The sequence below is a fragment of the Streptomyces sp. SS7 genome, assembly GCF_037993025.1.
Lineage (GTDB): Bacteria > Actinomycetota > Actinomycetes > Streptomycetales > Streptomycetaceae > Streptomyces.
Window position 1 is genome coordinate 4,106,366 of sequence record NZ_CP141223.1, and the last position, 26,422, is coordinate 4,132,787.

Annotated in this window: 26 protein-coding genes; 14 read left to right on the plus strand and 12 right to left on the minus strand. The window is 71.2% G+C overall.

Annotated elements, in window-relative coordinates:
• The first annotated feature begins 13 nt into the window (after positions 1–13).
• Together U5640_RS18950 and U5640_RS18955 are read left to right on the plus strand one after the other, a co-directional pair.
• A complete protein-coding gene (locus U5640_RS18950) occupies positions 14–790 on the plus strand; it encodes an SDR family NAD(P)-dependent oxidoreductase (protein ID WP_340376948.1) in 777 nt (258 codons plus the stop codon).
• Complete coding sequence (locus tag U5640_RS18955; RefSeq protein ID WP_340376949.1) at positions 790–915, plus strand: hypothetical protein; 126 nt, start codon at positions 790–792, stop codon at positions 913–915. Before U5640_RS18950 ends, U5640_RS18955 begins: the two co-directional genes overlap by 1 nt.
• Positions 916–919: 4 nt before the next feature.
• Here the strand turns inward: U5640_RS18955 and U5640_RS18960 are convergent, their stop codons facing one another.
• A complete protein-coding gene (locus U5640_RS18960) occupies positions 920–1,228 on the minus strand; it encodes a hypothetical protein (protein ID WP_340376950.1) in 309 nt (102 codons plus the stop codon).
• The gene (locus U5640_RS18965; protein WP_340376951.1) at positions 1,216–1,500 is read right to left on the minus strand and encodes a hypothetical protein; all 285 of its coding nucleotides are present in this window, start codon (positions 1,498–1,500) and stop codon (positions 1,216–1,218) included. Before U5640_RS18965 ends, U5640_RS18960 begins: the two co-directional genes overlap by 13 nt.
• 91 nt (positions 1,501–1,591) lie before the next feature.
• On the opposite strand from U5640_RS18965, the gene U5640_RS18970 reads away from it, so the two are divergent.
• A complete protein-coding gene (locus tag U5640_RS18970; protein ID WP_340376952.1) occupies positions 1,592–2,680 on the plus strand; it encodes a tyrosine-protein phosphatase in 1,089 nt (362 codons plus the stop codon).
• Between the two features lie 52 nt (positions 2,681–2,732).
• Here the strand turns inward: U5640_RS18970 and U5640_RS18975 are convergent, their stop codons facing one another.
• Positions 2,733–3,926, minus strand: a complete 1,194-nt coding sequence (locus tag U5640_RS18975; RefSeq protein WP_340376953.1) for an RtcB family protein — start codon at positions 3,924–3,926, stop codon at positions 2,733–2,735.
• 216 nt (positions 3,927–4,142) lie between these two features.
• Between U5640_RS18975 and U5640_RS18980 the strand changes: the two genes are divergently transcribed.
• From U5640_RS18980 to U5640_RS18990, 3 genes are all read left to right on the plus strand, one after another.
• A complete protein-coding gene (locus U5640_RS18980; protein WP_340376954.1) occupies positions 4,143–5,003 on the plus strand; it encodes a DUF3558 domain-containing protein in 861 nt (286 codons plus the stop codon).
• Between the two features lie 118 nt (positions 5,004–5,121).
• Positions 5,122–6,072 carry a DUF3558 domain-containing protein gene (locus U5640_RS18985; protein ID WP_340376955.1) on the plus strand — a complete coding sequence of 317 codons (951 nt, stop codon included), beginning with the start codon at positions 5,122–5,124 and terminating at the stop codon, positions 6,070–6,072.
• Between the two features lie 74 nt (positions 6,073–6,146).
• On the plus strand, positions 6,147–7,493 hold the full coding sequence (locus U5640_RS18990) for a DUF2637 domain-containing protein (protein ID WP_340376956.1): 1,347 nt from the start codon (positions 6,147–6,149) through the stop codon (positions 7,491–7,493).
• A gap of 227 nt (positions 7,494–7,720) precedes the next feature.
• On the opposite strand, the gene lysS is transcribed toward U5640_RS18990, so the two are convergent.
• Positions 7,721–9,466 carry a lysine--tRNA ligase gene (gene lysS / locus U5640_RS18995; RefSeq protein ID WP_340376957.1) on the minus strand — a complete coding sequence of 582 codons (1,746 nt, stop codon included), beginning with the start codon at positions 9,464–9,466 and terminating at the stop codon, positions 7,721–7,723.
• Between the two features lie 191 nt (positions 9,467–9,657).
• Between lysS and argS the strand changes: the two genes are divergently transcribed.
• Together argS and U5640_RS19005 are read left to right on the plus strand one after the other, a co-directional pair.
• Positions 9,658–11,418 carry an arginine--tRNA ligase gene (argS, locus tag U5640_RS19000; protein WP_340376958.1) on the plus strand — a complete coding sequence of 587 codons (1,761 nt, stop codon included), beginning with the start codon at positions 9,658–9,660 and terminating at the stop codon, positions 11,416–11,418.
• 81 nt (positions 11,419–11,499) lie between these two features.
• The gene (locus U5640_RS19005; RefSeq protein WP_340376959.1) at positions 11,500–11,922 is read left to right on the plus strand and encodes a VOC family protein; all 423 of its coding nucleotides are present in this window, start codon (positions 11,500–11,502) and stop codon (positions 11,920–11,922) included.
• Here the strand turns inward: U5640_RS19005 and U5640_RS19010 are convergent.
• On the minus strand, positions 11,919–12,320 hold the full coding sequence (locus U5640_RS19010; RefSeq protein WP_067249598.1) for an ATP-binding protein: 402 nt from the start codon (positions 12,318–12,320) through the stop codon (positions 11,919–11,921). The two genes, U5640_RS19005 and U5640_RS19010, sit on opposite strands and share 4 nt — an antisense overlap.
• Positions 12,321–12,432: 112 nt before the next feature.
• Here U5640_RS19010 and U5640_RS19015 point away from each other — a divergent pair, with 112 nt between their 5' ends.
• Genes U5640_RS19015 through U5640_RS19025 form a run of 3 tightly spaced genes read left to right on the plus strand, consistent with a single transcriptional unit; the run spans position 12,433 to position 14,293 of the window.
• Positions 12,433–13,239, plus strand: coding sequence for a helix-turn-helix transcriptional regulator (locus U5640_RS19015; RefSeq protein WP_340376960.1), 807 nt, complete (start codon positions 12,433–12,435; stop codon positions 13,237–13,239).
• Positions 13,236–13,481, plus strand: coding sequence for a DUF397 domain-containing protein (locus U5640_RS19020; protein ID WP_340376961.1), 246 nt, complete (start codon positions 13,236–13,238; stop codon positions 13,479–13,481). Before U5640_RS19015 ends, U5640_RS19020 begins: the two co-directional genes overlap by 4 nt.
• A gap of 35 nt (positions 13,482–13,516) precedes the next feature.
• Positions 13,517–14,293: a DUF4253 domain-containing protein gene (locus tag U5640_RS19025; RefSeq protein ID WP_340376962.1), complete on the plus strand. Its 777-nt coding sequence runs from the start codon at positions 13,517–13,519 to the stop codon at positions 14,291–14,293.
• 9 nt (positions 14,294–14,302) lie between these two features.
• On the opposite strand, the gene U5640_RS19030 is transcribed toward U5640_RS19025, so the two are convergent.
• From U5640_RS19030 to U5640_RS19060, 7 genes are all read right to left on the minus strand, one after another.
• Positions 14,303–15,496 (minus strand): PLP-dependent aminotransferase family protein, encoded by a 1,194-nt coding sequence (locus tag U5640_RS19030; RefSeq protein WP_340376963.1) that lies wholly within the window; start codon positions 15,494–15,496, stop codon positions 14,303–14,305.
• Positions 15,497–15,855: 359 nt separating this feature from the next.
• On the minus strand, positions 15,856–16,848 hold the full coding sequence (gene hemB, locus U5640_RS19035; RefSeq protein ID WP_340376964.1) for a porphobilinogen synthase: 993 nt from the start codon (positions 16,846–16,848) through the stop codon (positions 15,856–15,858).
• Positions 16,849–16,979: 131 nt separating this feature from the next.
• On the minus strand, positions 16,980–18,689 hold the full coding sequence (locus U5640_RS19040) for a uroporphyrinogen-III synthase (RefSeq protein WP_340376965.1): 1,710 nt from the start codon (positions 18,687–18,689) through the stop codon (positions 16,980–16,982).
• Entirely contained in the window at positions 18,686–19,645 is a 960-nt protein-coding gene (gene hemC / locus U5640_RS19045) for a hydroxymethylbilane synthase (RefSeq protein WP_340376966.1), read from the minus strand. Before hemC ends, U5640_RS19040 begins: the two co-directional genes overlap by 4 nt.
• 5 nt (positions 19,646–19,650) lie before the next feature.
• A complete protein-coding gene (locus U5640_RS19050; protein ID WP_340376967.1) occupies positions 19,651–21,351 on the minus strand; it encodes a glutamyl-tRNA reductase in 1,701 nt (566 codons plus the stop codon).
• Complete coding sequence (locus U5640_RS19055) at positions 21,348–22,112, minus strand: redox-sensing transcriptional repressor Rex (protein WP_340376968.1); 765 nt, start codon at positions 22,110–22,112, stop codon at positions 21,348–21,350. Before U5640_RS19055 ends, U5640_RS19050 begins: the two co-directional genes overlap by 4 nt.
• Positions 22,113–22,445: 333 nt before the next feature.
• Positions 22,446–22,730, minus strand: a complete 285-nt coding sequence (locus tag U5640_RS19060) for a glutaredoxin family protein (protein ID WP_079079528.1) — start codon at positions 22,728–22,730, stop codon at positions 22,446–22,448.
• 107 nt (positions 22,731–22,837) lie between these two features.
• Here U5640_RS19060 and U5640_RS19065 point away from each other — a divergent pair, with 107 nt between their 5' ends.
• The 3 genes from U5640_RS19065 to U5640_RS19075 all read left to right on the plus strand — a co-directional run bounded on the left by U5640_RS19065 (position 22,838) and on the right by U5640_RS19075 (position 26,385).
• Positions 22,838–23,770 carry an HAD-IB family hydrolase gene (locus U5640_RS19065; RefSeq protein WP_079079529.1) on the plus strand — a complete coding sequence of 311 codons (933 nt, stop codon included), beginning with the start codon at positions 22,838–22,840 and terminating at the stop codon, positions 23,768–23,770.
• A gap of 341 nt (positions 23,771–24,111) precedes the next feature.
• Complete coding sequence (locus tag U5640_RS19070; RefSeq protein WP_079079530.1) at positions 24,112–24,900, plus strand: ECF subfamily RNA polymerase sigma factor, BldN family; 789 nt, start codon at positions 24,112–24,114, stop codon at positions 24,898–24,900.
• 249 nt (positions 24,901–25,149) lie between these two features.
• Positions 25,150–26,385 (plus strand): DUF5667 domain-containing protein, encoded by a 1,236-nt coding sequence (locus tag U5640_RS19075; protein WP_340376969.1) that lies wholly within the window; start codon positions 25,150–25,152, stop codon positions 26,383–26,385.
• The last annotated feature ends 37 nt before the right edge of the window (positions 26,386–26,422 follow it).

The following is a 26,422-nucleotide window of genomic DNA, read 5'->3' on the forward strand; positions in this document are numbered from 1 at the left end:
GAGGAGCAGTCCCATGGCCACCGCCGCCCCGTCCGCCGCCTCCCGCATCGCCGTCGTCACCGGTGCGAGCAGCGGAATCGGCGCCGCCACGGCCCGCCGCCTCGCCGCCGCCGGCTACCGCGTCGTCCTCACCGCCCGCCGCAAGGACCGTATCGAGGCGCTGGCCGAGGAGATCGTCGCGGCGGGCGGCTCGGCGACCGCGTACCCGCTGGACGTCACGGACCGCGCCGCCGTCGACGAGTTCGCCACCGCCTTCACGACGGTCGGCGTCCTGGTCAACAACGCGGGCGGGGCGCTCGGCGCCGACCCGGTGGCCACCGGCGACCCCGCCGACTGGCGCACGATGTACGAGACGAACGTCATCGGCACCCTCAACCTCACCCAGGCCCTGCTGCCCAAGCTCGACGCGAGCGGCGACGGCACGATCGTCGTCGTCTCCTCCACCGCCGGCCACGGCACCTACGAGGGCGGCGCCGGCTATGTCGCCGCCAAGCACGGCGCGCACGTCCTCGCCGAGACCCTCCGCCTGGAGATCGTCGGCCGGCCGGTCCGCGTCATCGAGGTCGCCCCCGGCATGGTCAAGACCGACGAGTTCGCCCTCACCCGCTTCGGCGGCGACGAGGACCGGGCCGCCAAGGTCTACGAGGGCGTCGCCGCACCGCTCACCGCCGACGACGTCGCCGACACCATCGCCTGGACGGTGACCCGGCCCAGCCACGTCAACGTGGACCTCCTGGTGCTGCGCCCCCGCGCCCAGGCCTCGAACACCAAAGTGCACCGGGAGCTGTGATGGCGGGCGAGGAACCCCGGGGGCCGCACGACGAGCGCCAGATGTGGTGGTGGCTCGGCTACTTCCTCTTCGGCATCCACATCGTGGCGTTCGTCATGATCTACGCGGTGCGGCACGCGAAGTGACCCCTCACGGCGCCTGACACCGCGGGTCGTCGACGATCACCGCGTTGGCCGGGACGACGATCACCTCGTCCTCGTCCTCCTGCTGCACGAACTTCGTCGTCGCGTACGCCCGCTTGCCCTTCCCCACGCACTTGGTGGCGAGGTTGCCGAACCCGTCGGGGAAGTTGTAGACCTCGGCGGCGGAGTCCTCGCCCGCCCGCCCCGCCACCGGGGCGTCGGCCTTCCCCCGCTCGTCGTAGTACTGCTGCGACGCACACCCGCCGAGCGCGAGCACGAGCACGGCCACCGCCCCCGCGGCCCTCAGCCCCCGCACGACTTGTCCTCGACGATCTGCACATTCGACGGCCCCGTCGCGTTGGTCGTCACATACGCCCTGAACCCGTGCCCCACGCACTTGGTGGCGAGGTTGCCGAACCCGTCCGGCATGTTGAACACCTCGGCCGGAGTGTCGTCCCCCGCCTTCCCGGCGACCGGGGCGTCCCCCTTCCCCCGCTTGTCCTCGTACTCCTGCGAACACCCCGCGAGCAGAGTGCCCACGACGAGCACGAGCCCCGCCACCGCCACCGCACCACGCATCCGCTGCATCCGACACCCCCGTGTCCACGACCCGAACCGGCCAGCCTAAGACACCAGTTCACCCCCATCCGGTTCCGCGCCCTCCGCATAGGGTCACACCGTGGACAGACACCCCGCCTTCGACAGCCCGCACACCTTCCGCGACCTGGGCGGCTACCGCACCACCGACGGCCTCCGGGTCCGCCCCGGCCGCCTCTACCGCGCGGACTCCCCGGGCGACCCGACGAAGCACACCGCCGACCGGGACCGGTTCCCGTCCCTGTCCGTGGGCACGGCGATCGACCTCCGCACGGAGAAGCCGGCGACCGCTCTCGGACTGATCGCGCGGGCCCGCTCCCCCCTCGCCTTCCACTGCGCCTCGGGCAACGACCGCACGGACCGGCTCGCGGCCCTGGTGCTGGCCCTCCTCGGCGTCCCCGACGACACGATCGTCTTCGACTGCACCCTGACCGAACTGGCCGGCCGGGCCCCGCTGTCCGACGGGCGCATCCGCAACGAGGGCCGCTCCCCGGCCCGGCCGGCCGCCGCACGGGCCCCCGAGTCCGTCATGCGCCTGTTCCTCGCCTCCCTGCGCAGCCGCTACGGCTCGGTGGAGTCCTACGTCACGACCGCCCTGGGCGTGGACGCGGCGCCGCTCTCCGTCGCCCTCCGCGCCCACCTCCTGGAGCCCGTCCCCGCCACCTGGCCACCCCTGACCTTCCGCAGGGCGACCCCGGCCGAGGCCCCCCTGCTGGTCCGCCTCCGCGACACCGCCGCCCTCTGGCAACTCGCCCACGGAATCGACCAATGGAAGCCGGGCGAGAAGGACGAGACCCACTTCCGCGACCGCATGGAGTCCGGCGAGGTCTGGCTGTCCCACACGGACGCCGTGCCGACCGGCGCCTACGAACTCTGGTGGTCCGACCCCGCGGCCTGGGGCCCCCGCCCACCCGACGCCGGCTACGTCCACCGCCTGATGACCACCCCGTACACCGCACCCCCGGCCACGGGCCGCGCCCTCCTGGCCCACGCCGAATCCCGCATAGCCGCAGCGGGCCGCCCCTACGCCCGCCTGGACTGCCTCTCCTCCAACCCCCGCCTGCGCGCCTACTACGAGGCGGCGGGCTACACGGTGGTGGGCGAACAACGGGAAAAGGACGGCGGATCGGGCAGCCCGTACGCGGTGACACTCCTGGAGAAACGGCTGTAGCGCGTTGCCCTCGCCCGGTGACGGGGACAACGCGCCGGCCGTGTGAGGCGGGTCAGCCCTTCACGCAGACGACCTGCTTCAGCTTCGCCACGACCTCGACCAGGTCCCGCTGCTGGTCGATGACCTGGTCGATCGGCTTGTAGGCGCCCGGGATCTCGTCCACGACGCCGGAGTCCTTTCGGCACTCCACGCCCCGCGTCTGCTCCTCCAGGTCCTTCGTCGAGAAGCGCCGCTTGGCCGCGTTGCGGCTCATGCGCCGACCCGCGCCGTGCGAGGCGGAGTTGAAGGACTTCTCGTTCCCGAGGCCCTTCACGATGTAGGAACCGGTGCCCATGGAGCCGGGGATGATCCCGTATTCGCCGGAACCGGCCCTGATCGCGCCCTTGCGGGTCACGAGCAGGTCCATCCCGTCGTAGCGCTCCTGGGCAACGTAGTTGTGGTGCGCGCTGATCTCCGGCTCGAAGGTGGGCTTCGCCTTCCGGAACTCCTTGCGCATCACGTCCTTCAGCAGCGCCATCATGATCGTGCGGTTGTACTTCGCGTATTCCTGCGCCCAGAACAAGTCGTTGCGGTACGCCGCCATCTGCGGTGTCTCCGCGATGAAGACGGCGAGGTCGCGGTCGACCAGGTTCTGGTTGTGCGGGAGCTTCTGGGCTATGCCGATGTGGTGCTCCGCGAGCTCCTTGCCGATGTTCCGGGAACCGGAGTGCAGCATCAGCCAGACAGATCCGACCGTATCCGTGCACACTTCGACAAAGTGGTTCCCGCTTCCGAGAGTTCCCATCTGCCTCGTGGCACGCTCCTGACGGAACTTCACCGCCTCGGCCACCCCGTCGAACCGCCCCCAGAAGTCGTCCCACCCCGCGGTCGCGAAGCCGTGGAACGCCCCCGGGTCCACGGGGTCCTCGTGCATCCCCCGCCCCACCGGAATCGCCTGCTCGATCTTCGAGCGCAGGCGGGACAGGTCCCCCGGCAGGTCGTTCGCCGTCAGGGACGTCTTCACCGCGGACATCCCGCAGCCGATGTCCACACCGACCGCCGCCGGGCAGACCGCGCCCCGCATCGCGATGACCGACCCGACCGTCGCGCCCTTGCCGTAGTGGACGTCCGGCATCACGGCGAGGCCCTTGATCCACGGCAGGGTGGCGACGTTGCGCAGCTGCTGGAGCGCCACGTCCTCCACCGACGCCGGGTCGGCCCACATCCGGATCGGTACCTTCGCGCCCGGCATCTCTACATATGACATAGCGTCCTCAATCCCCCGGATACCCAACAGAAGTCTCAAGTCGCAAAACCGGCGCCAAGATCAACGAATGGGACATCGGACCGGCGGCCACGGTGTTGCGTGCGATACACATTGTCTGCTGGGGCCGCCCCCGTCCGGCAAGCGATTAAGCAGCGGGGACACTGGACCCAAGATCGCCGTCCCGCTCGCCACGCGAACCGTCGAGAGGAGCCGACCGTGCACCGGAAGGCCTACGTACCCGGCATCGCCGCACTCCTCGCGGCGCTGCTGGCCGGCTGCACCGGCAGTTCGGACAACGGCGGTTCCACGGACGACTCCAACCCCGGCGAGGCCGGCACCGCCTCGGCCACCGCGCAGCCCGGCAAGTACACGACCCTGCCCGAGGCCTGCAGCGCCGTCGCCCGTCCCACGCTCGACTCCCTGCTGCCCGGCATCGGGCAACTCACCGACGAGAAGCAGCGCGAGACCGCCTACGACGGCGAGGCGACGCTGACGTTCGACACCGACCGCAAGGACGGCTGCCGTTGGAAGGTGCAGTCGGCGGACGCCACGGACCATCTCTTCGTCGACCTCGAACGCGTCGTCTCCTACGACAACTCCGTCAGCGACGACGACGAGGCCGAGGAGTTGTTCGCGCGGAAGGTCACCGCGGCCGACATCCCGCAGCCCGCGGCCTCCGAGTCCGGCACGGGGTCCCCTTCCTCCGCCGCACCCTCCTCCACCGCATCCCCTTCGTCCCCTTCGTCCTCTCCCTCCGGTGCGGCCGCCTCCTCCGCGCCGCCCTCGGCCTCCGGCTCCGGCTCGGCGGGCGCCTCCCCCTCCTCCGCCCCCACCGACCTCCAGCCCCGCCTGCTGGACGACCTCGGTGACGAGGCGTTCGTGGACGACGCGCTCAGCAGCTCGGGTTCCACGGTCAGACAGCGCACGGTGACTGTGGCGTTCCGCACGTCCAACGTCATCGTGACCATCGAGTACGAGGAGCAGCCGGCGACGGTCGGAACCGTCCCGGACAGCAAGGAAATGCAGGACAAGGCCCGGAAACTGGCTTCTCAGCTCGCCGACTCCCTGGCCGGATAACGGCCTTCGGCGTCGGCGTCCGGCGGGTCCGCACAGCGGGTGAAGCGGAACCGCACAGCTGTCCCACCGCGTACCGTGGCCCCTCGGACCCGATCCGACCGCAGGAACCACGAGCGTCATGAGTGAAGGAACCATGCAGCGACGAGCCCAGCGAGACGACCAGTTTGACCAGCGCGCCACCCGCACGGGGGGCCTGAACCGCGTCCTGGCCGCCGCGCTCGCGGTGCCGGTGATGGTGTTCGCCGCGGCATGCTCCTCGGACTCCGGCTCGGACTCGGGCTCGGCCGGCGCCGCCTCCGCCGCGGACGGCGCGCAGGGCACGGGCGGTTCCGGCGACACCGCCGCGACCACCGCCCCCGCTGTCGAGGCGGCCGCGTACGCGACGCTGCCGGGCGCCTGCAAGGTGCTGTCGAAGAAGACGCTGACGGAACTGGTCCCGAAGGGCACGTCCTCCGGCAAGGAGGGCGACTCCTCCGACACGGGCGCCCGCGCCAGCTGTTCCTGGTCCAGCCTGGACAACAACGGGGTGAAGGGGTCGCAGTTCCGCTGGCTCAACGTCTCCCTGCTGCGGTTCGAGTCGGACGCGGCGACCGGTGACGCCGAGTCGCAGGCACAGACGTACTACGCGAAGCAGGTCAAAGCCGCCCAGACGGTGGCGGACGCCAAGAACGCCAAGACGGAGACGGTCACCGGCACGGGCGACCAGGCGACGGTGGTGCGCTACGACCTGAAGAAGAAGGAAGGCGCCTTCAAACAGCAGACGGTCGTGGCCCGCGTCGAGAACGTCGTCATCACGCTCGACTACAACGGCGCCGGTCTGGCCGGCGAGAAGACGCCCAGCGGGGACACCCTGACGGCGTCCGCGAAGAAGGCGGCCCAGGAGGTCGTGGCGGCGGTCCGGTCCGCCAACGGCGAAGGGGACAACGGGGGTTCGGCCGCGACGACGAGCCCGTCGCAGTCCCCGTCGGCGTCGGGGTCCGCGTCCGCCACCCCGAAGCCGACGGCGACGAAGTCGGCTTCGGCGGCCGCGAAGGCGACGGCGTCCAAGGCCTCGTCCGCAAAGAGCTGACGGACCGGACACGCGTCCGCCGTACACATGTGCCACCCTGTTGCGCGCAACAACACGCAAGGGGAGGGGAGTAGGTGTCCGCGCCAATCCAGCTGACTCGGATGCACCGCGTTCTCATAGGCGTGGTCGTGACCGGCGCCGTGATCATCGCCGGCATCGGCTTCGCCGGCTCGTACGCGGCCGTGCGCGAGCTGGCCCTGAAGAAAGGTTTCGGGAACTTCTCGTACGTGTTCCCGATCGGCATCGACGCGGGGATCTGCGTCCTGCTCGCCCTGGATCTGCTCCTGACCTGGATCCGCATCCCCTTCCCCCTGCTGCGGCAGACGGCATGGCTGCTGACGGCGGCCACGATCGCCTTCAACGGCGCGGCCGCCTGGCCGGACCCGCTGGGCACCGGCATGCACGCGGTGATCCCGATCCTGTTCGTGGTCTCCGTCGAGGCCGCCCGGCACGCGATCGGCCGGATCGCGGACATCACCGCGGACAAGCACATGGAGGGCGTCCGCATCACGCGCTGGCTGCTCTCGCCGGTGCCGACGTTCCTCCTCTGGCGCCGGATGAAGCTCTGGGAACTGCGCTCCTACGACCAGGTGATCAAGCTGGAGCAGGAACGTCTCGTCTACCAGGCCCGCCTGCGCTCCCGCTTCGGTCGCGCCTGGCGCCGCAAGGCCCCGGTGGAGTCCCTGATGCCGCTCCGTCTGGCGCGCTACGGCGTGCCCCTCGCGGAGACGGCCCCCGCGGGCCTGGCGGCGGCAGGCATAGAACCGGCGGTACTTCCCCCGGCGCCCCATCACCAGGAGCTGCCGGCGGCGGCCGAGATGTTCTCGACGGCCGCGGGCGGCCGCGCCGCCGGGGCGGTACCCGTCCCACCGAGAGCCACGCCCGCGGACGAGCAGCGCGCCATCCCCGGCGGCGGCCGCAACCCCGGGCCACAGGCCTACGCCCCCGAGCCCGAGCCCGACCAGAGCCCCTGGTTCCAGACGCCTCCGCAGGAGGTCGAGTACCACGGCGGCTACGACCCCAACTACGACCCGCCGTACGACCCTTCCGAGCAGTACGACCAGTGGTACGAGCAGGAGCAGCAGGCCACGGAGTACCGGGAGCAGTACGAGGAGGAGCCCCCGGCCCCGGGCCAGGAACCGGCCCCGGAGGAGACCGGCACGTTCCCGATCCCGGTGGGTTCCGGTGGCCGCACCCGCGAGCTGGGCGAGGGCGGCGGCTACGAGCCGGACGAGAACGCGTACTACCAGGTCTTCCGTGAGTCGATCAAGGGCGGCAACGGTGCGCCGACCCCCAAGGGGTTCATCGTCGACGTGGAGGCGATCTACGGCATCTCGCTCCCCGAGGCCGAGGCCAAGCGCATGGTGAACCGCTTCTCCAACCGTCTCAACGCGGAGATGGCGGACGAGCACATCGCCTAGTGCCGTGACCGGAAAGGTTTGCCGGGAAGCTCGCGGCGTCCGGTGCGGTGCATCGCAAGGCGGAGCGTCGCCTGCGTACTGGATGTACTCGGGTGATGCGACAACGCGGCGAGGTGCCGTGCCGGGCGTCGCGAGCCGGTGAACCTTTCCGGTCACGGCACTAGGAACGCCCACGCACACGAGAAAGCGCCCGGTCCCCCAAGGCACCGGGCGCTTTCCTCACGGCGTCACTCGCCGAGCAGGCCCCGCACCCGCTCCTGCCCCACCGCGAGCAGCAGCGTGGGCAGTCGCGGACCGGTGTCGCGGCCGACGAGCAGGTGGTAGAGCAGCGCGAAGAACGTCCGCTGGGCGGTCTTGATCTCCGGCGGCAGTTCCTTGGGCGTGGCGTCGGCCGGGAACCCGGCCTGGACCTTCGGGACGCCGTAGACGAGGTGGGTCAGTCCGTCCAGCGACCAGTTCTCGGCGAGTCCGTCCAGCAGCAGCCGCAGGGACTGCCGGGACGCCTCGTCGAGGGACTTCAGCAGTTCGGCGTCGGGCTGCTCACGCACGACGGTCCGCTGGTCGGCGGGGACGTACGTGTTGGTCCAGGCCTCGGCCTTGTCGTAGCGCGGACGGGCCTCGTCGAGGGCGGTGAGCGGGTCGGAGGGGTCGAGTTCGCTCAGGATGCGCAGCGCCTGGTCCTCGTGCCCGGCGGTGATGTCGGCGACGGAGGCGAGCGTCCGGTACGGCAGGGCGCGCGCGGTCCGCGGCAGCTCGCCGCCGGCGGTCCGCACCGCACGCGAGTGGGCGGCCACGTCGGCCGGCAGGGCGGAGCCGTCGGCGACCTTCGCGTCGAGCTTGTCCCACTCGTCGTAGAGGCGCTGGATCTCCTGGTCGAAGGCGATCTTGAAGGACTGGTTGGGGCGGCGGCGGGCGTAGAGCCAGCGCAGGAGCTGCGGCTCCATGATCTTCAGCGCGTCGGCGGGGGTCGGCACACCGCCCCGCGAGGAGGACATCTTGGCCATGCCGGTGATGCCGACGAAGGCGTACATCGGGCCGATGGGCTGCTTGCCGCCGAAGATGCCGACGATCTGGCCGCCGACCTGGAAGGAGGAGCCGGGCGAGGAGTGGTCGACGCCGGAGGGCTCGAAGATCACGCCCTCGTAGGCCCAGCGCATGGGCCAGTCGACCTTCCAGACGAGCTTGCCGCGGTTGAACTCGTTCAGCCGTACGGTCTCGGAGAAGCCGCAGGCGGTGCAGGAGTAAGTCAGCTCGGTGGAGTCGTCGTCGTAGGCGGTGACGGTGGTCAGGTCCTTCTCGCAGTTGCCGCAGTACGGCTTGTACGGGAAGTACCCGACGGACCCGGCGCCGGAGCTGCCGTCGTCCTCGCTCGCCGCGCCGGAGCCCTCGGCGGCCTCCAGCTCGGCCTCGTCGACCGGCTTCTGCGACTGCTTGGCGGGCGCCTTCTTCGTGCGGTACTGGTCGAGGATCGCGTCGATCTCGGCGCGGTGCGCGACGGCGTGCAGCACCTGGTCGCGGTAGACGCCGGAGGTGTACTGCGCGGTCTGGCTGATGCCGTCGAACTCCACGCCGAGCTCGGCCAGCGACTCGGTCATCGCGGCCTTGAAGTGCTCGGACCAGTTCGGGTACGCCGACCCGGCGGGGGCCGGGACGGAGGTCAGGGGCTTGCCGATGTGCTCGGCCCAGGAGTCGTCGACGCCGGCGATGCCGGCGGGCACCTTGCGGTAGCGGTCGTAGTCGTCCCAGGAGATCAGGTGGCGGACCTCGTGACCGCGGCGCCGGATCTCGTCGGCGACCAGGTGCGGGGTCATGACCTCGCGGAGGTTGCCCAGGTGGATGGGGCCCGAGGGCGACAGACCGGAGGCGACGACGACAGGTTTGCCGGGGGCCCGACGCTCCGACTCCTCGATGACCTCGTCCGCGAAACGGGAGACCCAGTCGGTGGTCTCGGTGCTCTGACCCACGATCGGCACGTCCTTCTTTCTCCGGGGCAGTCGATACGGTCAAACGGCCGCGCCCCCAGTTTAGGCGGCGCAGCCGCCTCTTAGGAGCGCGGGGAACTGCGCGACGAGCCCCCACCGGCCCGCGGCCAAAAAACCGCTTCATCCCTCATGGGATACTGACGACGTCTATCTGATCCCCTCGACGAGAACGGCCCTTTCCCATGGCCCCGGTCAAGTCCCTCAGCGACTCCGTCAACCAGCACCTCGCCTCCGCCCTCGCTTCCGCCCTCCCGGAAGCCGACGGAGTCGACCCGCTGCTGCGCCGAAGCGACCGGGCCGACTTCCAGGCCAACGGCATCCTGGCCCTGGCCAAGAAGGCGAAGGCCAACCCGCGGGAGCTGGCGACGCAGGTCGTCTCCCACATCGCCACCGGCGCCGAGCTGATCCAGGACGTCGAGGTCTCCGGCCCCGGCTTCCTGAACATCACGCTCGCGGACGGGGCGATCACCCGGAACCTGGCCGCGCGGTACGCGGACGGCGACCGGCTCGGCGTGGCGGCCAAGGCGGACCCGGGCACCACGGTCATCGACTACGCCCAGCCGAACGTGGCGAAGGAGATGCACGTCGGGCATCTGCGCTCGGCGGTGATCGGCGACGCCCTGCGCGGCATGCTCGACTTCACCGGCGAGAAGACGATCGGCCGGCACCACATCGGCGACTGGGGCACCCAGTTCGGCATGCTCATCCAGTACCTGATCGAGAACCCGGACACGCTGTCCGCGGAGACCGACACGGACGGCGAGCAGGCCATGTCGAACCTGAACCGGGTCTACAAGGCCTCCCGCGCGGTGTTCGACGCGGACGAGGACTTCAAGGAGCGGGCGCGCAAGAGGGTCGTGGCCCTCCAGTCCGGCGACAAGGAGACCCTGGACTTCTGGCAGCGGTTCGTGGACGAGTCGAAGGTCTACTTCTCCTCGGTCTTCGAGAAGCTCGACATGGAGATCCGCGACGACGAGATCGTCGGCGAGTCGGCGTACAACGACGGCATGCCCGAGACGGCCCGGCTCCTGGAGGAGACGGGCGTCGCGGTCCGCTCCGAAGGCGCGCTCGTGGTCTTCTTCGACGACATCCGGGGCAAGGACGACCAGCCGGTCCCGCTGATCGTGCAGAAGGCCGACGGCGGCTTCGGCTACGCGGCCTCCGACCTCACCGCGATCCGCAACCGGGTCCAGGAGCTGCACGCCACGTCCCTGATCTACGTCGTGGACGTCCGCCAGTCCCTGCACTTCAAGATGGTCTTCGAGACGGCCCGCCGGGCGGGCTGGCTCACCGACGACGTCACCGCGCACAACATGGGCTACGGCACCGTGCTGGGCGCGGACGGCAAGCCGTTCAAGACGCGTGAGGGCGAGACCGTACGCCTGGAGGACCTGCTGGACGAGGCGGTGCAGCGGGCCGCCGAGGTCGTCCGGGAGAAGGCGCAGGACCTCACCGAGGACGAGATCCAGGAGCGGGCCGCCCAGGTCGGCATCGGCGCCGTGAAGTACGCGGACCTGTCGACGTCGGCCAACCGCGACTACAAGTTCGACCTGGACCAGATGGTCTCGCTGAACGGCGACACCTCCGTCTACCTCCAGTACGCGTACGCCCGTATCCAGTCGATCCTGCGCAAGGCGGGAGACGTCCGGCCGGCCGCGCACCCGGAGCTGGAACTGCACGCGGCGGAGCGGGCGCTGGGCCTGCACCTGGACGCGTTCGGCGACACGGTCTTCGAGGCGGCGGCGGAGTACGCCCCGCACAAGGTGGCGGCTTATCTGTACCAGCTGGCGTCGCTCTACACGGCCTTCTACGACAAGTGCCCGGTGCTGAAGGCCGAGACGCCGGAGCAGGTGGAGAACCGTCTCTTCCTGTGTGACGTCACGGCCCGCACGCTCCACCAGGGCATGGCCCTCCTGGGCATCCGCACGCCCGAGAAGCTCTGAGCGTCAAACGCTCCTGCTCGGCGCCGGTCCGCTGCTGACCGGCGCCGCCCAGGGCGGCTTGTCCTGTGGCAAGATCGCGGAATGCTGCGACTGACCGACTTCATCATCGACTGCCCGGACACGATGAAGCTGGCTGCTTTCTACTCCGGGGTGACGGGCCGTCCGATCAAGGAAGACAGTTCCGAGGACTGGGCCGGCATCCAGTTCGGCGAGATCGAGCTGGCATTCATCCGGGTGGACGACTACCGCGCTCCGCAGTGGCCCGACAGCGAGCACCCCAAGCAGTTCCACCTCGACTTCGAAGTGGACGACATCGAGTCCGAGCAGCGCCGCGTCCTGGACCTCGGCGCCACGCTGAGGCAGGACTTCATCGGCCCCGACGGCTACGGCTGGCGAATCTACACCGACCCGATCGGCCACCCCTTCTGCCTCTGCCGCAACAAGGGCGTCACCTGGACCGACGAGGGCCCGATCTGGCCCAAGCGCGACCAGGACAGGTCCTAGGGTCCGGCGAACTCGCACCACACCGCCTTGCCGAGCCCTCGCTCCCGAACCCCCCAATCGTCACTCAGCGCGGCCACCAGCAGCAGTCCCCGCCCGCCCTCACCCTCCGGCTCGACCACCCGGGGCACCCCCGGCCCGCTGTCGTGCACCTCGACGCGCAACGCCCGGCCGTCGTACCGCAGGAACAGCAGGAACTGACGGCCGGGCGGTACGCCGTGCAGCAGCGCGTTCGTCACCAGCTCGCTGACACACAGCAGCACGTCGTCGGCCCGCTCGGCCCCGGCGAGCCCCCACCCGGCGAGGGTCTCCGACGCGAACCGCCGCGCGGCCGGCACGGAACGCCGCTCACGCCGGAAGAACCTCTCGCACAGGGGCGGGAGTTGAATCGTCTCGTTCACGGGACAAGAGTCACGGAAAGTGACTACCGTTGATCAGTGAGTGAACCCGTACAGATTATTTGTACGGGTCGCCACCGGGTCGGGAACGGGCACGCGGGGGGATGGCAGCACCATGAGCCAGCGCAAGAAGAACCTCTCCACCATGAAGATGCTGGGCAGACAGCTCGGCACGGCCCGGCGCGGGGCGGGCCTGACCCAGATCGGCCTCGCCGGACTCGTCCGGGTCGACGAGGAGACCATCGCGTCGATCGAGCAGGGCCGACGTGCGCTGAAGCCGGACCTGGCGGCACTGCTGGACGAAGTCCTGGACACGAAGGGGATGTTGGCGACGGGGGTGGCCAACCTCCCGGAGATCGACCAGTTCCCCCTGTGGGCAGAGCTGTACATGGAGCACGAGCGGGAGGCCATCGCGCTGTCCTGGTACGACAACGCGGTCCTCCCGGGCCTCCTCCAGAACGAGCCGTACGTCCGGGCCGTACTGCGCAACAGGGTTCCGGCGTACGACGAGGACGAGATCGAGACGTACACGGCACTGAGGTTGAACCGCCAGGAGATCCTGCACCGGAAGAGCCCGCCGACGCTGAGCTTCGTGGTGTGGGAGCCGGTGCTGTACCTGGAGATCGGGGATCGGCGGGCGCAGCTTCGGCATCTGCGGGAGCTGGCCGAACTGTCCTGCGTGTCCTTGCAGTTCCTACCGATGCGAAGCCCGTGCAACGCAGGCTTGGACGGACCTTTCATCCTGGTCGAGACACCAGATCACCAGCACCTTGCGTATGCCGAAGGTCAACGCGGCAGCCAGTGGGTTTCCGACCCAGATGAGGTGTCCATCCTGGCGCGCAAGTATGCGATGCTGCGAACACAGGCCCTGACCCCCCAGGATTCGCTGGGCCTGCTCGACCGCCTGCTAGGAGAGCAATGAGCGCCGATGCACTGAAGTGGTTCAAGTCGAGCTACAGCGGCAGCGAAGGCGGCGCCTGCCTCGAAGTCGCCGTCGAGTGGCGGAAGTCGAGCTACAGCGGCGACGAGGGCGGGCAGTGCCTCGAAGTCGCCGTCTCCCCCACCGCCGTCCACATCCGCGACTCCAAGCACGCCCCCGACAGCGGCCCCACCTTCCACATCACCCCCACCGCCTGGGCCGCCTTCACCAACGCCCTCGCATAACCCCGTTGTCAGTGGCTGCCCCTACAGTCACGGGCATGGCGACTCTTCCCAACCCGCTGCCCAAGCTGGCCTCCGATCCGAGCGGTCGTTCGCTGGGTCTTCAACTGCCGCCGGGGCGGCTGATCGACGCGACGACGGGCGAGGTCGTGCTGTGGCACGCCGAGCAGCAGGCGGCGTCCGGTTCGTGGAAGGCCCTGGGGCGTCCCGCCGCGCGGGCCGGGCTGCTGCCCGTCCTCGTGGATCTGGGCAGCGGTCAGGGCGGGCCGGAGGACTGGGAGTTGGTGCCCGGGGAGATGTCCTACCCGGGGGACCACGACGTCGAGGAGATACTCGCCGGGTACTGGGCCGAGGCGGCGGCCGAGGAGGACGGGGAGTGGCCGGGGCTCGCCGCGCCCCGCACGCTCACCGCCGATTCCGACGCGCGCGCCACCGAGGTCGCCGACGTGTTGTCGGAGGGCGTCCCCGGCTTCAAGGAACCGCATCTCGCCCTGGTGGCCGCCCGCCGCAGCGCGGACATCCCGACGGCGCTCGGCTGGACGGGCCCGGTGAACCAGGAGGAGGACGTGGCCCGTCTCAGTGCCGTGCTGCGCTCCTGGGAGGACCGCTTCGGCGTGCGTGTCGTCGCACTCGGCTACGACCGTCTGTCGGTGTCGGTCGCGGCCCCGCCCGCCGACCCGGCCGAGGCGGTGGCGATCGCCGCCGAACACTTCGCCTTCTGCCCGTACGCCGTCCTGCCGGGCGAGGACGACACCCTGTCCTCGTACGCCGAGAGACTCATCGGTGAACGCTCCTGGCACTTCTGGTGGGACTGACCCCGCCCGCTACCCGCTGAACCCCCTGCCCAGCCGGCGCAGCCCCTCCCCGATCTCCTCCGGCGTCTGGGTCACGAAGCAGAGCCGGAGGGTGGAGCGATCGGGCTCACCGGCGTGGAAGGGGGCGCCGGGGACGTACGCCACGTCGTGCCGGACCACCTGCGGCAGCAGGGCCGTGGTGTCGTACGACTCCGGCAGCCGGGCCCAGAGGAACATGCCGCCCTCGGGCCGGTTCCAGACCGAGCCGTCCGGCAGCGCGTTCCCGAGCCCGGCCAGCATGGCGTCCCGCCGCTCGCGGTAGACGGCGGCCACCTTCGCCACATGCGCGTCGAGGTCGTTGACGGCCAGATAGCGGGCCGCGGCGAGCTGGTTGACGGTGGGGGTGTGCAGGTCGGCGGCCTGCTTGGCGACGGCACAGGCGCGGCGCAGCTCGGCGGGGGCGCGCAGCCAGCCCAGCCGCAGGCCGGGGGCCATGACCTTGGAGAAGGAGCCGAGCAGCACCGTGCGGTCGAGGGCGTCGGGGTGGGCCGCGATCCAGGGGACGCGCTCACCGTCGTAGCGGAGTTCGCCGTAGGGGTCGTCCTCGACGATCCAGAGGCCGTGGCGGGCGGCGACGGAGGCGAGCGCGGCGCGGCGGGCGGCGGGCAGGGTGCGGCCGGTGGGGTTCTGGAAGGTGGGGACGGTGTAGAGCAGCTTGGGCCGCTCCCGCGCCACCAGCTCCGCGAGGGCCTCGGGGTCGGGGCCCTCCTCGTCCTCGGGCACGGCGACGATCCGGGCCCCGGCGAGGGTGAAGGCCTGGAGCGCGGCGAGGTAGCAGGGGGACTCGACGAGGACCGTGTCGCCGGGGTCGAGGAGGGCCGTGGCGAGGAGGGAGAGGGCCTGCTGACTGCCGGTGGTGACGAGGACGTCGTCGGCGGTGGTCGCGAGCCCGCGTGCCGAGGTGCGCGCCGCGAGCGCCTCGCGCAGCTCGGGCTCGCCCTCGGTGGTGGCGTACTGCAGGGCCTGCGCCGGGGTCTCCTGGAGGACGTACCGGAAGGCCGCGGCGACGCCGTCGCGGTCGAAGAGTTCCGGTGCGGGCAGCCCGCCCGCGAAGTTGATCACTTCGGGGCGGGCGGTGACGGCCAGGATGTCCCGGACGGGAGAGCCCCCGGTGGACCGGGCTCGGGCGGCCAGGGCCGGCGGTGGGACGGGTGCGAGTGTCATGACCGCACCCTAGAGAGATACGTGCCGCCTACACACGACTTTCCGGCATCCGGACCGCGTCCCACAGCCCGTCCCGAAGGGACGTCGTTTCCGCAGGTCAGCTGCTATGGGACCGGATCGGCGTCCCGAGTTGCCCGGCACGTGTGGAGGACCGGAGGCCATACGACCCAGGCTTGCCCCCATGCCTGAACTCCGTATCCGTCTTCTCGCCGCCGCCCTCACCGCGACGGCCGCGCTGACCCTGACCGCCTGCAACGACGGCCAGGGCCTACGAGACGAGGGCCCGTCCGGCACCGCAGGGGCGCGGGGAACTGCGCGACAAGCCACAACGGCGCCGCACCGAACCGCCGACAGAGCCCTCAGCGCAACTTCAGTGCCGCTTCCGTGGCCCAGTAGGTGAGGATGTTCCGCGCCCCCGCCCGCTTGATCCCGGTGAGCGTCTCGAAGATCGCCCGGTCCCGGTCGACCCACCCCTTCTCCGCGGCGGCCTCGATCATCGAGTACTCCCCGGAGATCTGATAGGCCGCCACCGGCACGTCCACCGCATCGGCGACCCGCGCCAGGATGTCGAGGTAGGGGCCGGCCGGCTTGACCATCACCATGTCCGCGCCCTCCTCCAGGTCCAGCGCCAGTTCCCGCAGGGACTCACGGGCGTTGGCGGGGTCCTGCTGGTACGTCTTGCGGTCCCCCCGCAGCGAGGACCCCACGGCCTCCCGGAAGGGCCCGTAGAACGCCGACGAATACTTCGCGGTGTACGCGAGGATCGCGACGTCCTCGCGCCCGATCTGGTCGAGCGCGTCGCGGACGACCCCGATCTGGCCGTCCATCATCCCGCTGGGCCCCACCACGTGCGCCCCGGCGTCGGCCTGCACCTGGGCCATCTCGGCGTACCGCTCCAGGGTCGCGTCGTTGTCGACGCGCCCCTCGGAGTCGAGCACACCGCAGTGCCCGTGGTCGGTCGTCTCGTCCAGGCACAGGTCGGACATCACGAGCAGGTCGTCGCCGACCTCGGCGCGGACGTCGCGGATGGCGACCTGGAGAATCCCCTCCGGGTCGGTCCCCGGCGTCCCGAGGGCGTCCTTCTTGGACTCCTCCGGCACACCGAAGAGCATGATCCCGGAGACACCGGCCTCCACGGCCTCCAGCGCGGCCTTCTTCAGGCTGTCCCGGGTGTGCTGCACCACGCCCGGCATCGCCTGGATCGGCACCGGCTCGCTCACGCCCTCCCGCACGAACGCGGGGAGGATGAAGTCGGCCGGGTGCAGCCGGGTCTCGGCGACCATGCGCCGCATGACGGGGGTGGTCCGCAGCCGCCGCGGCCGCGCACCCGGGAAGGATCCGTACGTCGTCATGCGTCCACGCTACGCCCGTGGCGACCCTGCCTTTGCCGACGCCCAGTCGGACCCTCGCCGGCCGGGGCGGGCACACGGCGGCGGCCTTCACGATCGGGGTGATCGTGAAGGCCGCCGCCGTCAGGTCGTGCTCAGGTGGCCCGGCGCCGCCGCGCCCCCGGACGCCGCTCGCTCGGCCGGGTCACCGGGTCCCCGGCGTCCAGCGCAGCGGTGCGGCGCCGCAGGCCGAAGTCGGCCAGCGCCTCCGCCAGCTTGTGCACCGACGGCTCCGGAGCCATGACATCCACCCGCAGCCCGTGCTCCTCGGCCGTCTTGGCCGTCGCCGGACCGATGCAGGCGATCACCGTCACGTTGTGCGGCTTCCCGGCGATGCCCACCAGGTTCCGTACGGTCGAGGACGAGGTGAAGAGCACGGCGTCGAAGCCGCCGCCCTTGATCGCCTCACGGGTCTCCGCCGGCGGCGGCGAGGCCCGCACGGTCCGGTAGGCCGTGACGTCGTCGACCTCCCAGCCCAGCTCGATCAGCCCGGCGACCAGGGTCTCCGTCGCGATGTCGGCGCGCGGCAGGAAGACGCGGTCGATCGGGTCGAAGACCGGGTCGTAGGGCGGCCAGTCCTCCAGGAGACCGGCGGCGCTCTGCTCGCCGCTCGGCACCAGGTCCGGCTTCACGCCGAAGGCGATCAGCGCCTTGGCGGTCTGCTCGCCCACCGCGGCCACCTTGATGCCCGCGAAGGCCCGGGCGTCCAGGCCGTACTCCTCGAACTTCTCCCGGACGGCCTTGACCGCGTTGACCGAGGTGAAGGCGATCCACTCGTAGCGGCCGGTGACCAGGCCCTTGACGGCCCGCTCCATCTGCTGCGGGGTGCGCGGCGGCTCGACGGCGATCGTCGGGACCTCGTGCGGCACCGCGCCGTAGGACCGCAGCTGGTCGGAGAGCGACGCCGCCTGCTCCTTCGTGCGCGGCACGAGGACCTTCCAGCCGAACAGCGGCTTGGACTCGAACCAGGCCAGCTGGGCGCGCTGGGCGGGGGCGGATCGCTCGCCGACCACGGCTATCACCGGGCGGCCGCCGTCCGGCGAGGGCAGCACCTTCGCCTGCTTCAGCGTCTGCGCGATCGTGCCGAGCGTCGCCGACCAGGTGCGCTGGCGGGTGGTCGTACCGGCGACGGTGACCGTCATCGGGGTGTCGGGCTTGCGGCCCGCCGCGACCAGCTCGCCGGCGGCCGCCGCGACGGAGTCGAGGGTCGTGGAGACGACCACCGTCCCGTCGGAGGCACCGACCTCCGTCCAGCAGCGGTCGGAAGCCGTGCGCGCGTCGACGAACCGGACGTCGGCGCCCTGCGCGTCACGCAGCGGCACCCCGGCGTACGCGGGCACGCCGACGGCCGCCGCCACGCCCGGGACCACCTCGAACGGCACTCCGGCGGCGGCGCAGGCGAGCATTTCCTCGGCCGCGTACGTATCCAGTCCCGGGTCCCCGGACACCGCACGGACGACCCGCCTGCCGCCCCGCGCGGCCTCCATGACAAGATGTGAGGCATCCCGCACAGCGGGTACCTCGACGCTTGTTGACGTGCCGTCAACAAGCGTGGGTACAGGCGTGCCCGTGCCCGGAAGCGGGTCCGAAGAGGGACCGGTTTCCGCGTTCACGACGGACACGCCGGGCCGCGCGTGCGTCCGTACGACGTCGAGCACCTCGTGCTCGGCGACGAGGACGTCCGCGTTCGCCAGCGCCTCCACGGCGCGCAGAGTAAGCAGTCCCGGATCCCCGGGTCCGGCACCCAGGAAGGTGACGTGCCCGTGCTCAGGAACGGCGGCGGCAGGAAGGGCGGTGGGGCTCACTGTGCTCGCTCCCCCATCAGACCGGCCGCGCCCTGGGCAAGCATCTCGGCGGCGAGTTCGCGACCGAGCGCCATTGCCCGGTCGTGCGTCTCGGGCACGGGACCGGTGGTGGACAGCTGCACCGTGCGGGTGCCGTCGGTGGTCCCGACGACGGCCCGCAGGCGCATTTCCTTGACAATCTGCCCGTCGGCCAGAAGGTCGGCCAGCGCGCCCACAGGGGCGCTGCAACCGGCCTCCAGGGCGGCGAGCAGTGACCGTTCGGCCGACACGGCGACCCGGGTGAACGGGTCGTCGAGCGCGCCGAGCGCGGCGATCAGGTCCGCGTCGTGCGCGGCACATTCGATGGCCAGGGCTCCCTGGCCGGGGGCGGGCAGCACGGTGTCTATCGACAGGAAGTCGGTGACCTCGTCGATCCGGCCCATGCGGCTCAGGCCGGCCGCGGCCAGCACCACCGCGTCCAGCTCGCCGCCCTTGACGTATCCGAGCCGCGTGTCGACGTTGCCGCGGATCGGGACCGTCTCGATGTCCAGCCCGTGGGCGCGGGCGTACGCGTTGAGCTGCGCCATGCGGCGCGGCGAACCCGTGCCGATGCGCGAGCCGCGCGGCAGGTCGGTGAACTTCAGCGCGTCGCGGGCGACGAGCACGTCGCGGGGGTCCTCGCGCACCGGTACGGCGGCCAGGACCAGTTCCTCGGGCTGCGTGGTCGGCAGGTCCTTCAACGAGTGAACCGCGAAGTCGACCTCCCCCTTCAGCAGCGCGTCGCGCAGGGCCGCGACGAACACACCGGTGCCGCCGATCTGCGCGAGGTGCTCGCGGGAGACATCGCCGTAGGTGGTGATCTCGACGAGCTCGACCGGCCGGCCGGTGACCCGGCGCACGGCGTCCGCGACCTGCCCGGACTGGGCCATGGCGAGCTTGCTCCGTCTGGTGCCGAGCCTCAGTGCTCTCGTACTCATGCCGCTCATGCCGGCCCTCGGTTCTCTGCGTTCTTCTCGGTGCTGTCCTCGGCCCGGGACACGGCGGCCACCGCCTCCTGGTCGAGGTCGAACAGGGTCCGCAGCGCGTCCGCGTACCCGGCGCCGCCGGGTTCGGCCGCGAGCTGCTTGACCCTGACGGTCGGCGCGTGCAGCAGCTTGTCGACGACACGCCTGACGGTCTGGGTGATCTCGGCGCGGTGCTTGTCGTCGAGGCCGGGCAGGCGCCCTTCGAGGCGGGCCATCTCGTTCGCGACGACGTCCGCGGCCATCGACCGCAGCGCGACCACGGTCGGCGTGATGTGCGCGGCCCGCTGGGCGGCGCCGAACGCGGCGACCTCGTCGGCGACGATCCGCCGCACCAGATCCACGTCGGTGGCCATGGGGGCGTCGGCGGAGGCCTCGGCGAGCGACTCGATGTCGACCAGGCGCACCCCGGCCAGCCGGTGCGCCGCGGCGTCGATGTCCCGCGGCATGGCGAGGTCGAGCAGGAACAGCACCGGCGCGGGGCGTACGGGGGTGGCGACCGGCTCGGGCCTGCGGCGCTCGGGGATGCGGCCGAGGGTGGCGGCGGTGGCGGCCAGCGCGGAGATCAGTTCGGCGTCGGCCTCGGGGCCGCGGCGGCCGGCGGTTCGGCGGTCCACGGTCGCGTTGTCGACCCAGGCCGCGTGCTGCTCCAGGGTCGCCGCGTCCATGCCGGCCACGGCGGCCTCGCCCATCACGGAGAACCCGGGCTGCTGCTGCACCGCGGACAGGTCCAGCGGGCAGCCCTCGTCGGTGCCGAGGGAGGTCGGCGGCAGGGGCCGCAGGGAGGGGCTCTCCTCGTCGAAGACGACGGGCTCGCCGGTGCGGCCCTCGACGGCCGCCGCGATGGCCTCCGCGGTGAGGACGAGTCCCGTCGCGCCCGTACAGGAGACGACGACGTCGGCACGTGTCAGCTCGGCCGGCACCGATGCGATCGGGACCGCGCGGGCCGCCACGTCCGTGTTCTCGTCCTCGCCCAGTATCCGGGCGAGGCGTTCGGCGCGGTCGAAGGTGCGGTTGGCGACGACGACCTCGGTGACGCCCACGCGCGCCAGCGTCGCGGCGGCCAGCGAGGACATCGAGCCCGCGCCGATGACCAGCGCTCTTCTGCCCCGCGCCCAGGTGCTCACCTCGGTGCCGGCGGCGAGCTGCTCCAGCCCGAACGTCACCAGCGACTGTCCGGCGCGGTCGATACCGGTCTCGGAGTGGGCCCGCTTGCCCACCCGGAGGCCCTGCTGGAACAGGTCGTTCATCAGCCGGCCCGCGGTGTGCAGCTCCTGCGCCGTGGCCAGCGAGTCCTTGAGCTGCCCGAGGATCTGTCCCTCGCCGACGACCATCGAGTCCAGGCCGCAGGCCACCGAGAACAGGTGGTGGACGGCGCGGTCCTCGTAGTGGACGTAGAGGTAGGGGGTCAGCTCCTCCAGCCCCACGCCGCTGTGCTGGGCGAGCAGCGTGGACAGCTCGGCGACACCGGCGTGGAACTTGTCCACGTCGGCGTAGAGCTCGATGCGGTTGCAGGTGGCGAGGACGGCGGCCTCGGCGGCCGGTTCGGCGGCGACCGTGTCCTGGAGCAGCTTGAGCTGGGCGTCCGGGGAGAGGGAGGCCCGCTCCAGGACGCTGACGGGCGCGCTGCGGTGGCTCAGTCCGACGACGAGGAGACTCATGCCGGCATCACGGCGGGTACGTCCCCGTCGGGCCCCTGGTCGGTGGTCTCGTCGTGCGCCACGGCCGGCGCGACGGCGCCCTCGTGGGCGGCGTGCTCCTCGCCGGCCTTGCGCTGCTCGTGGAAGGCGAGGATCTGCAGCTCGATGGAGAGGTCGACCTTGCGCACGTCGACGCCGTCCGGGACGGACAGGACGGTCGGCGCGAAGTTCAGGATGGAGGTGACCCCGGCGGCCACGAGCCGGTCGCAGACCGGCTGGGCGGCACCGGCGGGCGTGGCGATGACGCCGATCGACACGCCGTTGTCGGTGATGATCTTTTCCAGGTCGTCGGAGTGCTGCACCGGGATGCCGGCGACGGGCTTGCCGGCCATCGCGGGGTCGGCGTCGATGAGGGCGGCGACCCGGAAGCCGCGGGAGGCGAACCCGCCGTAGTTGGCGAGGGCGGCGCCCAGGTTTCCGATGCCGACGATCACTACCGGCCAGTCCTGGGTGAGCCCGAGCTCGCGGGAGATCTGGTAGACGAGATACTCGACGTCGTAGCCGACACCGCGCGTTCCGTAGGAACCCAGGTAGGAGAAGTCCTTGCGCAGCTTGGCGGAGTTGACCCCCGCGGCCGCGGCCAGTTCCTCGGAGGAGACCGTGGGTACCGAGCGCTCCGACAGCGCGGTCAGCGCGCGGAGGTACAGCGGAAGCCTGGCGACGGTGGCCTCGGGAATCCCTCGGCTTCGGGTCGCCGGTCGGTGAGTTCGGCCAGTTGCCACGGTGCTCCTGCGGGTAGAGCGGGGCTGCGGGCGGTCACACGTACCCAGACCGCCCCGTCGACAGCAGGCTATGTCTTTGTGAACGCGTGCACAAAGATGGTGTCCGATTTGCCCGCCCAACGTGACCGGGGTCACGCGCGTCGTTCCCGGGGACATCCCTGGGAGCATCCCTGGGGGCAAAACCGACACACTCCTCGTGAATCCCGCCCCCGAGACCAAAGCGCCATCGATCCTAAGCGACGCCCGGCCCTTGTTGTACGGGTCGGTCAGTTCCTGGTCGGTCAGTTCCTGGTCGGTCAGTTCCTGGTCGGTCAGTTCCTGGTCGGTCAGTTCCTAGTCGGTCAGCGCCTTGCGCAGCCGCGTCTCGTCCACCCGCCAGAAGGTGTGCTGCCTGCCGTCCACGAGCACCACCGGGATCTGTTCCCAGTACGCGTCGTGCAGCGCCCTGTCCTCGGTGATGTCCCGGTGCTCCCAGGGCACACCGAGCTCGCCGCACACCTTCTCGACGACGGTCTGCGCGTCCTCGCACAGATGACAGTCGGGCTTGCCGATGAGCGTGACGAGCCGGTCCTGCGGGGCCGGCCCCTTCCGTCGAAAGAGGGGACTCATACGGGCCATTCTCGCGCGTGTTCCCGCCCCCTCTTTAACGGTGCGGTCGCGGAGAGTTCACACCCACCGAACCTCGTGGCTCCGGAACCACCGAACAAACTGGCTATGCTCACGCCATGGCCGCTCTCGGATGGCTCACCCCCCGTAGGCGCTCCGCCACGGCGCGGAGCGTGTTGGCTGGCGAGGCCTCGGCTGAGGCCGCCCGCAAGTCCACTCAGGAAGAACAGCACCAGGCCCCGGAAGAAGAAGGGGCCGAACCGCAGTTCCCGGTCCACGGCGACGCGCTGGCCGCCGCCTTCTTCGACCTGGACAACACGGTGATGCAGGGCGCCGCCCTGTTCCACTTCGGCCGTGGCCTGTACAAACGCAAATTCTTCGAGACCCGCGACCTGGTCCGGTTCGCCTGGCAGCAGGCGTGGTTCCGGATGGCCGGGATCGAGGACCCCGAGCACATGCAGGACGCCCGCGACTCGGCCCTGTCGATCGTCAAGGGCCACCGCGTCGCCGAACTCCAGTCGATCGGCGAGGAGATCTACGACGAGTACATGGCCGAGCGCATCTGGCCGGGCACCCGGGCCCTCGCCCAGGCCCATCTGGACGCCGGCCAGAAGGTGTGGTTGGTCACAGCCGCCCCGGTGGAGATCGCCACGGTGATCGCCCGCCGCCTCGGCCTCACCGGCGCCCTCGGCACGGTCGCCGAGTCGGTCGACGGCGTCTACACCGGCCGGCTCGTCGGCGAGCCGCTGCACGGCCCCGCCAAGGCGGAGGCGGTCCGCGCCCTGGCCGCGGCGGAGGGCCTCGACCTCTCCCGCTGCGCCGCCTACAGCGACTCCCACAACGACATCCCGATGCTCTCCCTCGTCGGCCACCCCTACGCGATCAACCCCGACGCCAAACTCCGCAAACACGCCCGGGGCCTCGACTGGCGCCTGCGCGACTACCGCACCGGCCGCAAGGCGGCGAAGGTCGGCATCCCGGCCGCGGCGGGAGTGGGAGCGGTGGCGGGCGGCACCGCGGCGGCCATCGCCCTGCACAAACGGCGCCGCTGAGGCAGCCGGACCCACGCCGGACGGCGCACCGCACAGCGCACCGAAACAGACGGTCGTACCCCCGGGTACGGCCGTCTATTCGCGTTGTCCGCGCACAGCCACAACACGCGCCCGACCGACCCGAAACCCAAACCTTTCCGATCAATAACCGCTCACCCTGTGCAACTTGATCGAATGCCAATCGGGCACAGAAGCGACGTAATCGAAGTTTTGAGCAACTCGGTGTAGCAGCGCCTGCACGAAGCGTTATTCTCCTCAGACGCAAACCGGTACCTCCTGTCGCTACGACGGGTGAAAGGTCCCGCACTGCACGTGATGGAAGCTCTGCCTCTGGGAGTCCCGTGTACCCACACGTCGGGGTTGACGCCTCGGGCCTGGCTACGCTGCGCGCAACAGTCGCCACGATCAAAGAGTCGCTGCGCGTCCCCACCGCGTACGGCGTCCCCGCCCTCGCCACCGCAGTCCCCGCGGGACCAGCGGGCCCCTGCTACGCCCTCGCGGAAAGCAGCGCCGCGGTCGGCAGAAGAGGACGCTCGGCGGGCGGCGCGACCACCCCGGCCCGCCGTCCCGCGGCCGACAGCGACAGCGCCCGGATGATGGACCTCGTCGAACGGGCCCAGGCCGGCGAGGCCGACGCGTTCGGGCGCCTGTACGACCAGTACAGCGACACCGTCTACCGCTACATCTACTACCGCGTCGGCGGCAAGGCGACCGCCGAGGACCTCACCAGTGAGACGTTCCTGCGCGCCCTGCGCCGCATCGGCACCTTCACCTGGCAGGGCCGTGACTTCGGCGCCTGGCTCGTGACCATCGCCCGCAACCTCGTCGCCGACCACTTCAAGTCCAGCCGCTTCCGGCTGGAGGTGACCACCGGCGAGATGCTCGACGCCAACGAGGTCGAGCGCTCCCCCGAGGACTCCGTCCTGGAGTCCCTCTCCAACGCCGCCCTGCTGGACGCCGTACGCCGGCTCAACCCCCAGCAGCAGGAATGCGTCACCCTCCGCTTCCTGCAGGGCCTGTCCGTCGCCGAGACCGCTCGGGTGATGGGCAAGAACGAGGGTGCCATCAAGACCCTCCAGTACCGCGCCGTCCGCACCCTCGCCCGGCTCCTGCCGGACGACGCCCGCTGAATCCGGCGGGCCCGGTGCGTCAACTGTCGGCGATCCCCAACTCACGTTCAGTGAAAGTCCGTTGCCTTCCCGATCCGTTCATCCGCCGTCCGTAACCCAAGTGCCGCGCCAGTCGTTGTGCGGGATACAGGCTCCCTGTGGTCACGTCCCGGCCGACCCCGATCACTCGATCGAGGGAAAGCAGAACGGGCCGTGCAACCCTCGAGATCCCCGGGGAGTCGACCGTCATGACGAGAGGAGGTGCCGCCAGTGATCGCGAACGTATCGGCGCACCGGCGGGCGAACGCCTTCGCCCAGGCCCTGGAGGAGCAGTCCGACCAGGGCACGGCGGCCGAGCAGACCGAAGGATCACCGCCGGCCCCGGCCGCTGCGGACCAGACCGAGCGGGGCCGCCTCCTGGCCCTCGCGACGAGTCTCGCCGAGCTGCCCAAACCGGAGCTCGACCCCGAGGTCAAGGTCGTCCAGCGGGCCCAGTTGGTCGCCGCGATGGAGGCCATGCTGCAAGCGGGCACCGCAGGAGGCGAGGCGGCGGACAGGCCGGTACCGGAACAGCGGTCCCACCGCGCCAAGGGTGGCGCGCACCGGGCGAGCCCGCTGGGAAAGCTCAGACCGCGCAGTCGGCTCGCCAAGGGCCTCACCGCGGGCGGCCTGAGCGTGGGCGTGGCCGCGGGGGCCTTCGGCGGGGTGGCGGCCGCGAGTTCCGACGCCCTCCCCGGTGACGGGCTCTACGGCCTCAAACGCGGCATCGAGGACTTCAAGCTCAACTACCTGTCCGACGGCGACGACGAACGCGGCCGGACCTACCTCGACCAGGCCTCCACCCGGCTCAGCGAGGCCCGCCGCCTCATGGAACGCGGCCGCGGCGGCCACCTCGACCACGAGTCACTGGGCGAGATCCGCCGCGCCCTCAGCGGGATGCAGCACGACGCCTCCGAGGGCCACCGGCTGCTCCACGAGGCGTTCGAGCGCGACCCGGACTCCCTGGGCCCCATCCAGGCCCTGGACGCGTTCTCCCGCTCCCACCGCGAGGCCTGGGGCGCCCTGCGCGAGAAGCTGCCCGTCCAGCTGGGCGACGTCAGTCAGCAGGTGTCGTCGGTCTTCGAGGCCATAGACGAAGAGGTCGCCCCGCTGCAGTCCAGGCTCCCCCGTCCCCCCGCCCGGGGCGGCACCGGCGGACCGGGCTCCGGCCCGTCCTCCCCCGACACCTCGACCGGCACCGGCCGCTCCACGAGCCCCGGCACCGGCGACGCCTCCCACACCGGCGGCACCAACACGGGCAGCGGCCCCAGCAAGTCGGCCGGCTCCGGCACGACCGACGACGGCCTCCTGGGCGGCAGCACGGGCGGCCTCCTGGACCAGCCGGAGGGCACGAACTCGACCTCCCCGTCGACGGGCATCCCCTCCACCGCCCCCGACGTCACCATCCCGCCCCTCCTCCCCGGCCTCCTCCCCGGCCTGGGCATCGACAGCGAGGACGCGAACTGACACCCCGTTGGGGGCGCCCCTCCCAGAGGGGCGCCCC

Excerpts from the sequence above, each read along its gene's own strand:
- U5640_RS18950 (WP_340376948.1), top strand. The coding sequence starts at position 14 with ATGGCCACCGCCGCCCCGTCCGCCGCCTCCCGCATCGCCGTCGTCACC.
- U5640_RS18955 (WP_340376949.1), top strand. The coding sequence starts at position 790 with ATGGCGGGCGAGGAACCCCGGGGGCCGCACGACGAGCGCCAGATGTGG.
- U5640_RS18965 (WP_340376951.1), bottom strand. The coding sequence starts at position 1,500 with ATGCAGCGGATGCGTGGTGCGGTGGCGGTGGCGGGGCTCGTGCTCGTC.
- U5640_RS18975 (WP_340376953.1), bottom strand. The coding sequence starts at position 3,926 with ATGTCATATGTAGAGATGCCGGGCGCGAAGGTACCGATCCGGATGTGG.
- U5640_RS18985 (WP_340376955.1), top strand. The coding sequence starts at position 5,122 with ATGAGTGAAGGAACCATGCAGCGACGAGCCCAGCGAGACGACCAGTTT.
- argS (WP_340376958.1), top strand. The coding sequence starts at position 9,658 with ATGGCCCCGGTCAAGTCCCTCAGCGACTCCGTCAACCAGCACCTCGCC.
- U5640_RS19005 (WP_340376959.1), top strand. The coding sequence starts at position 11,500 with ATGCTGCGACTGACCGACTTCATCATCGACTGCCCGGACACGATGAAG.
- U5640_RS19015 (WP_340376960.1), top strand. The coding sequence starts at position 12,433 with ATGAGCCAGCGCAAGAAGAACCTCTCCACCATGAAGATGCTGGGCAGA.
- U5640_RS19020 (WP_340376961.1), top strand. The coding sequence starts at position 13,236 with ATGAGCGCCGATGCACTGAAGTGGTTCAAGTCGAGCTACAGCGGCAGC.
- U5640_RS19025 (WP_340376962.1), top strand. The coding sequence starts at position 13,517 with ATGGCGACTCTTCCCAACCCGCTGCCCAAGCTGGCCTCCGATCCGAGC.
- U5640_RS19030 (WP_340376963.1), bottom strand. The coding sequence starts at position 15,496 with ATGACACTCGCACCCGTCCCACCGCCGGCCCTGGCCGCCCGAGCCCGG.
- hemB (WP_340376964.1), bottom strand. The coding sequence starts at position 16,848 with ATGACGACGTACGGATCCTTCCCGGGTGCGCGGCCGCGGCGGCTGCGG.
- hemC (WP_340376966.1), bottom strand. The coding sequence starts at position 19,645 with ATGAGTACGAGAGCACTGAGGCTCGGCACCAGACGGAGCAAGCTCGCC.
- U5640_RS19050 (WP_340376967.1), bottom strand. The coding sequence starts at position 21,351 with ATGAGTCTCCTCGTCGTCGGACTGAGCCACCGCAGCGCGCCCGTCAGC.
- U5640_RS19060 (WP_079079528.1), bottom strand. The coding sequence starts at position 22,730 with ATGGCCCGTATGAGTCCCCTCTTTCGACGGAAGGGGCCGGCCCCGCAG.
- U5640_RS19065 (WP_079079529.1), top strand. The coding sequence starts at position 22,838 with ATGGCCGCTCTCGGATGGCTCACCCCCCGTAGGCGCTCCGCCACGGCG.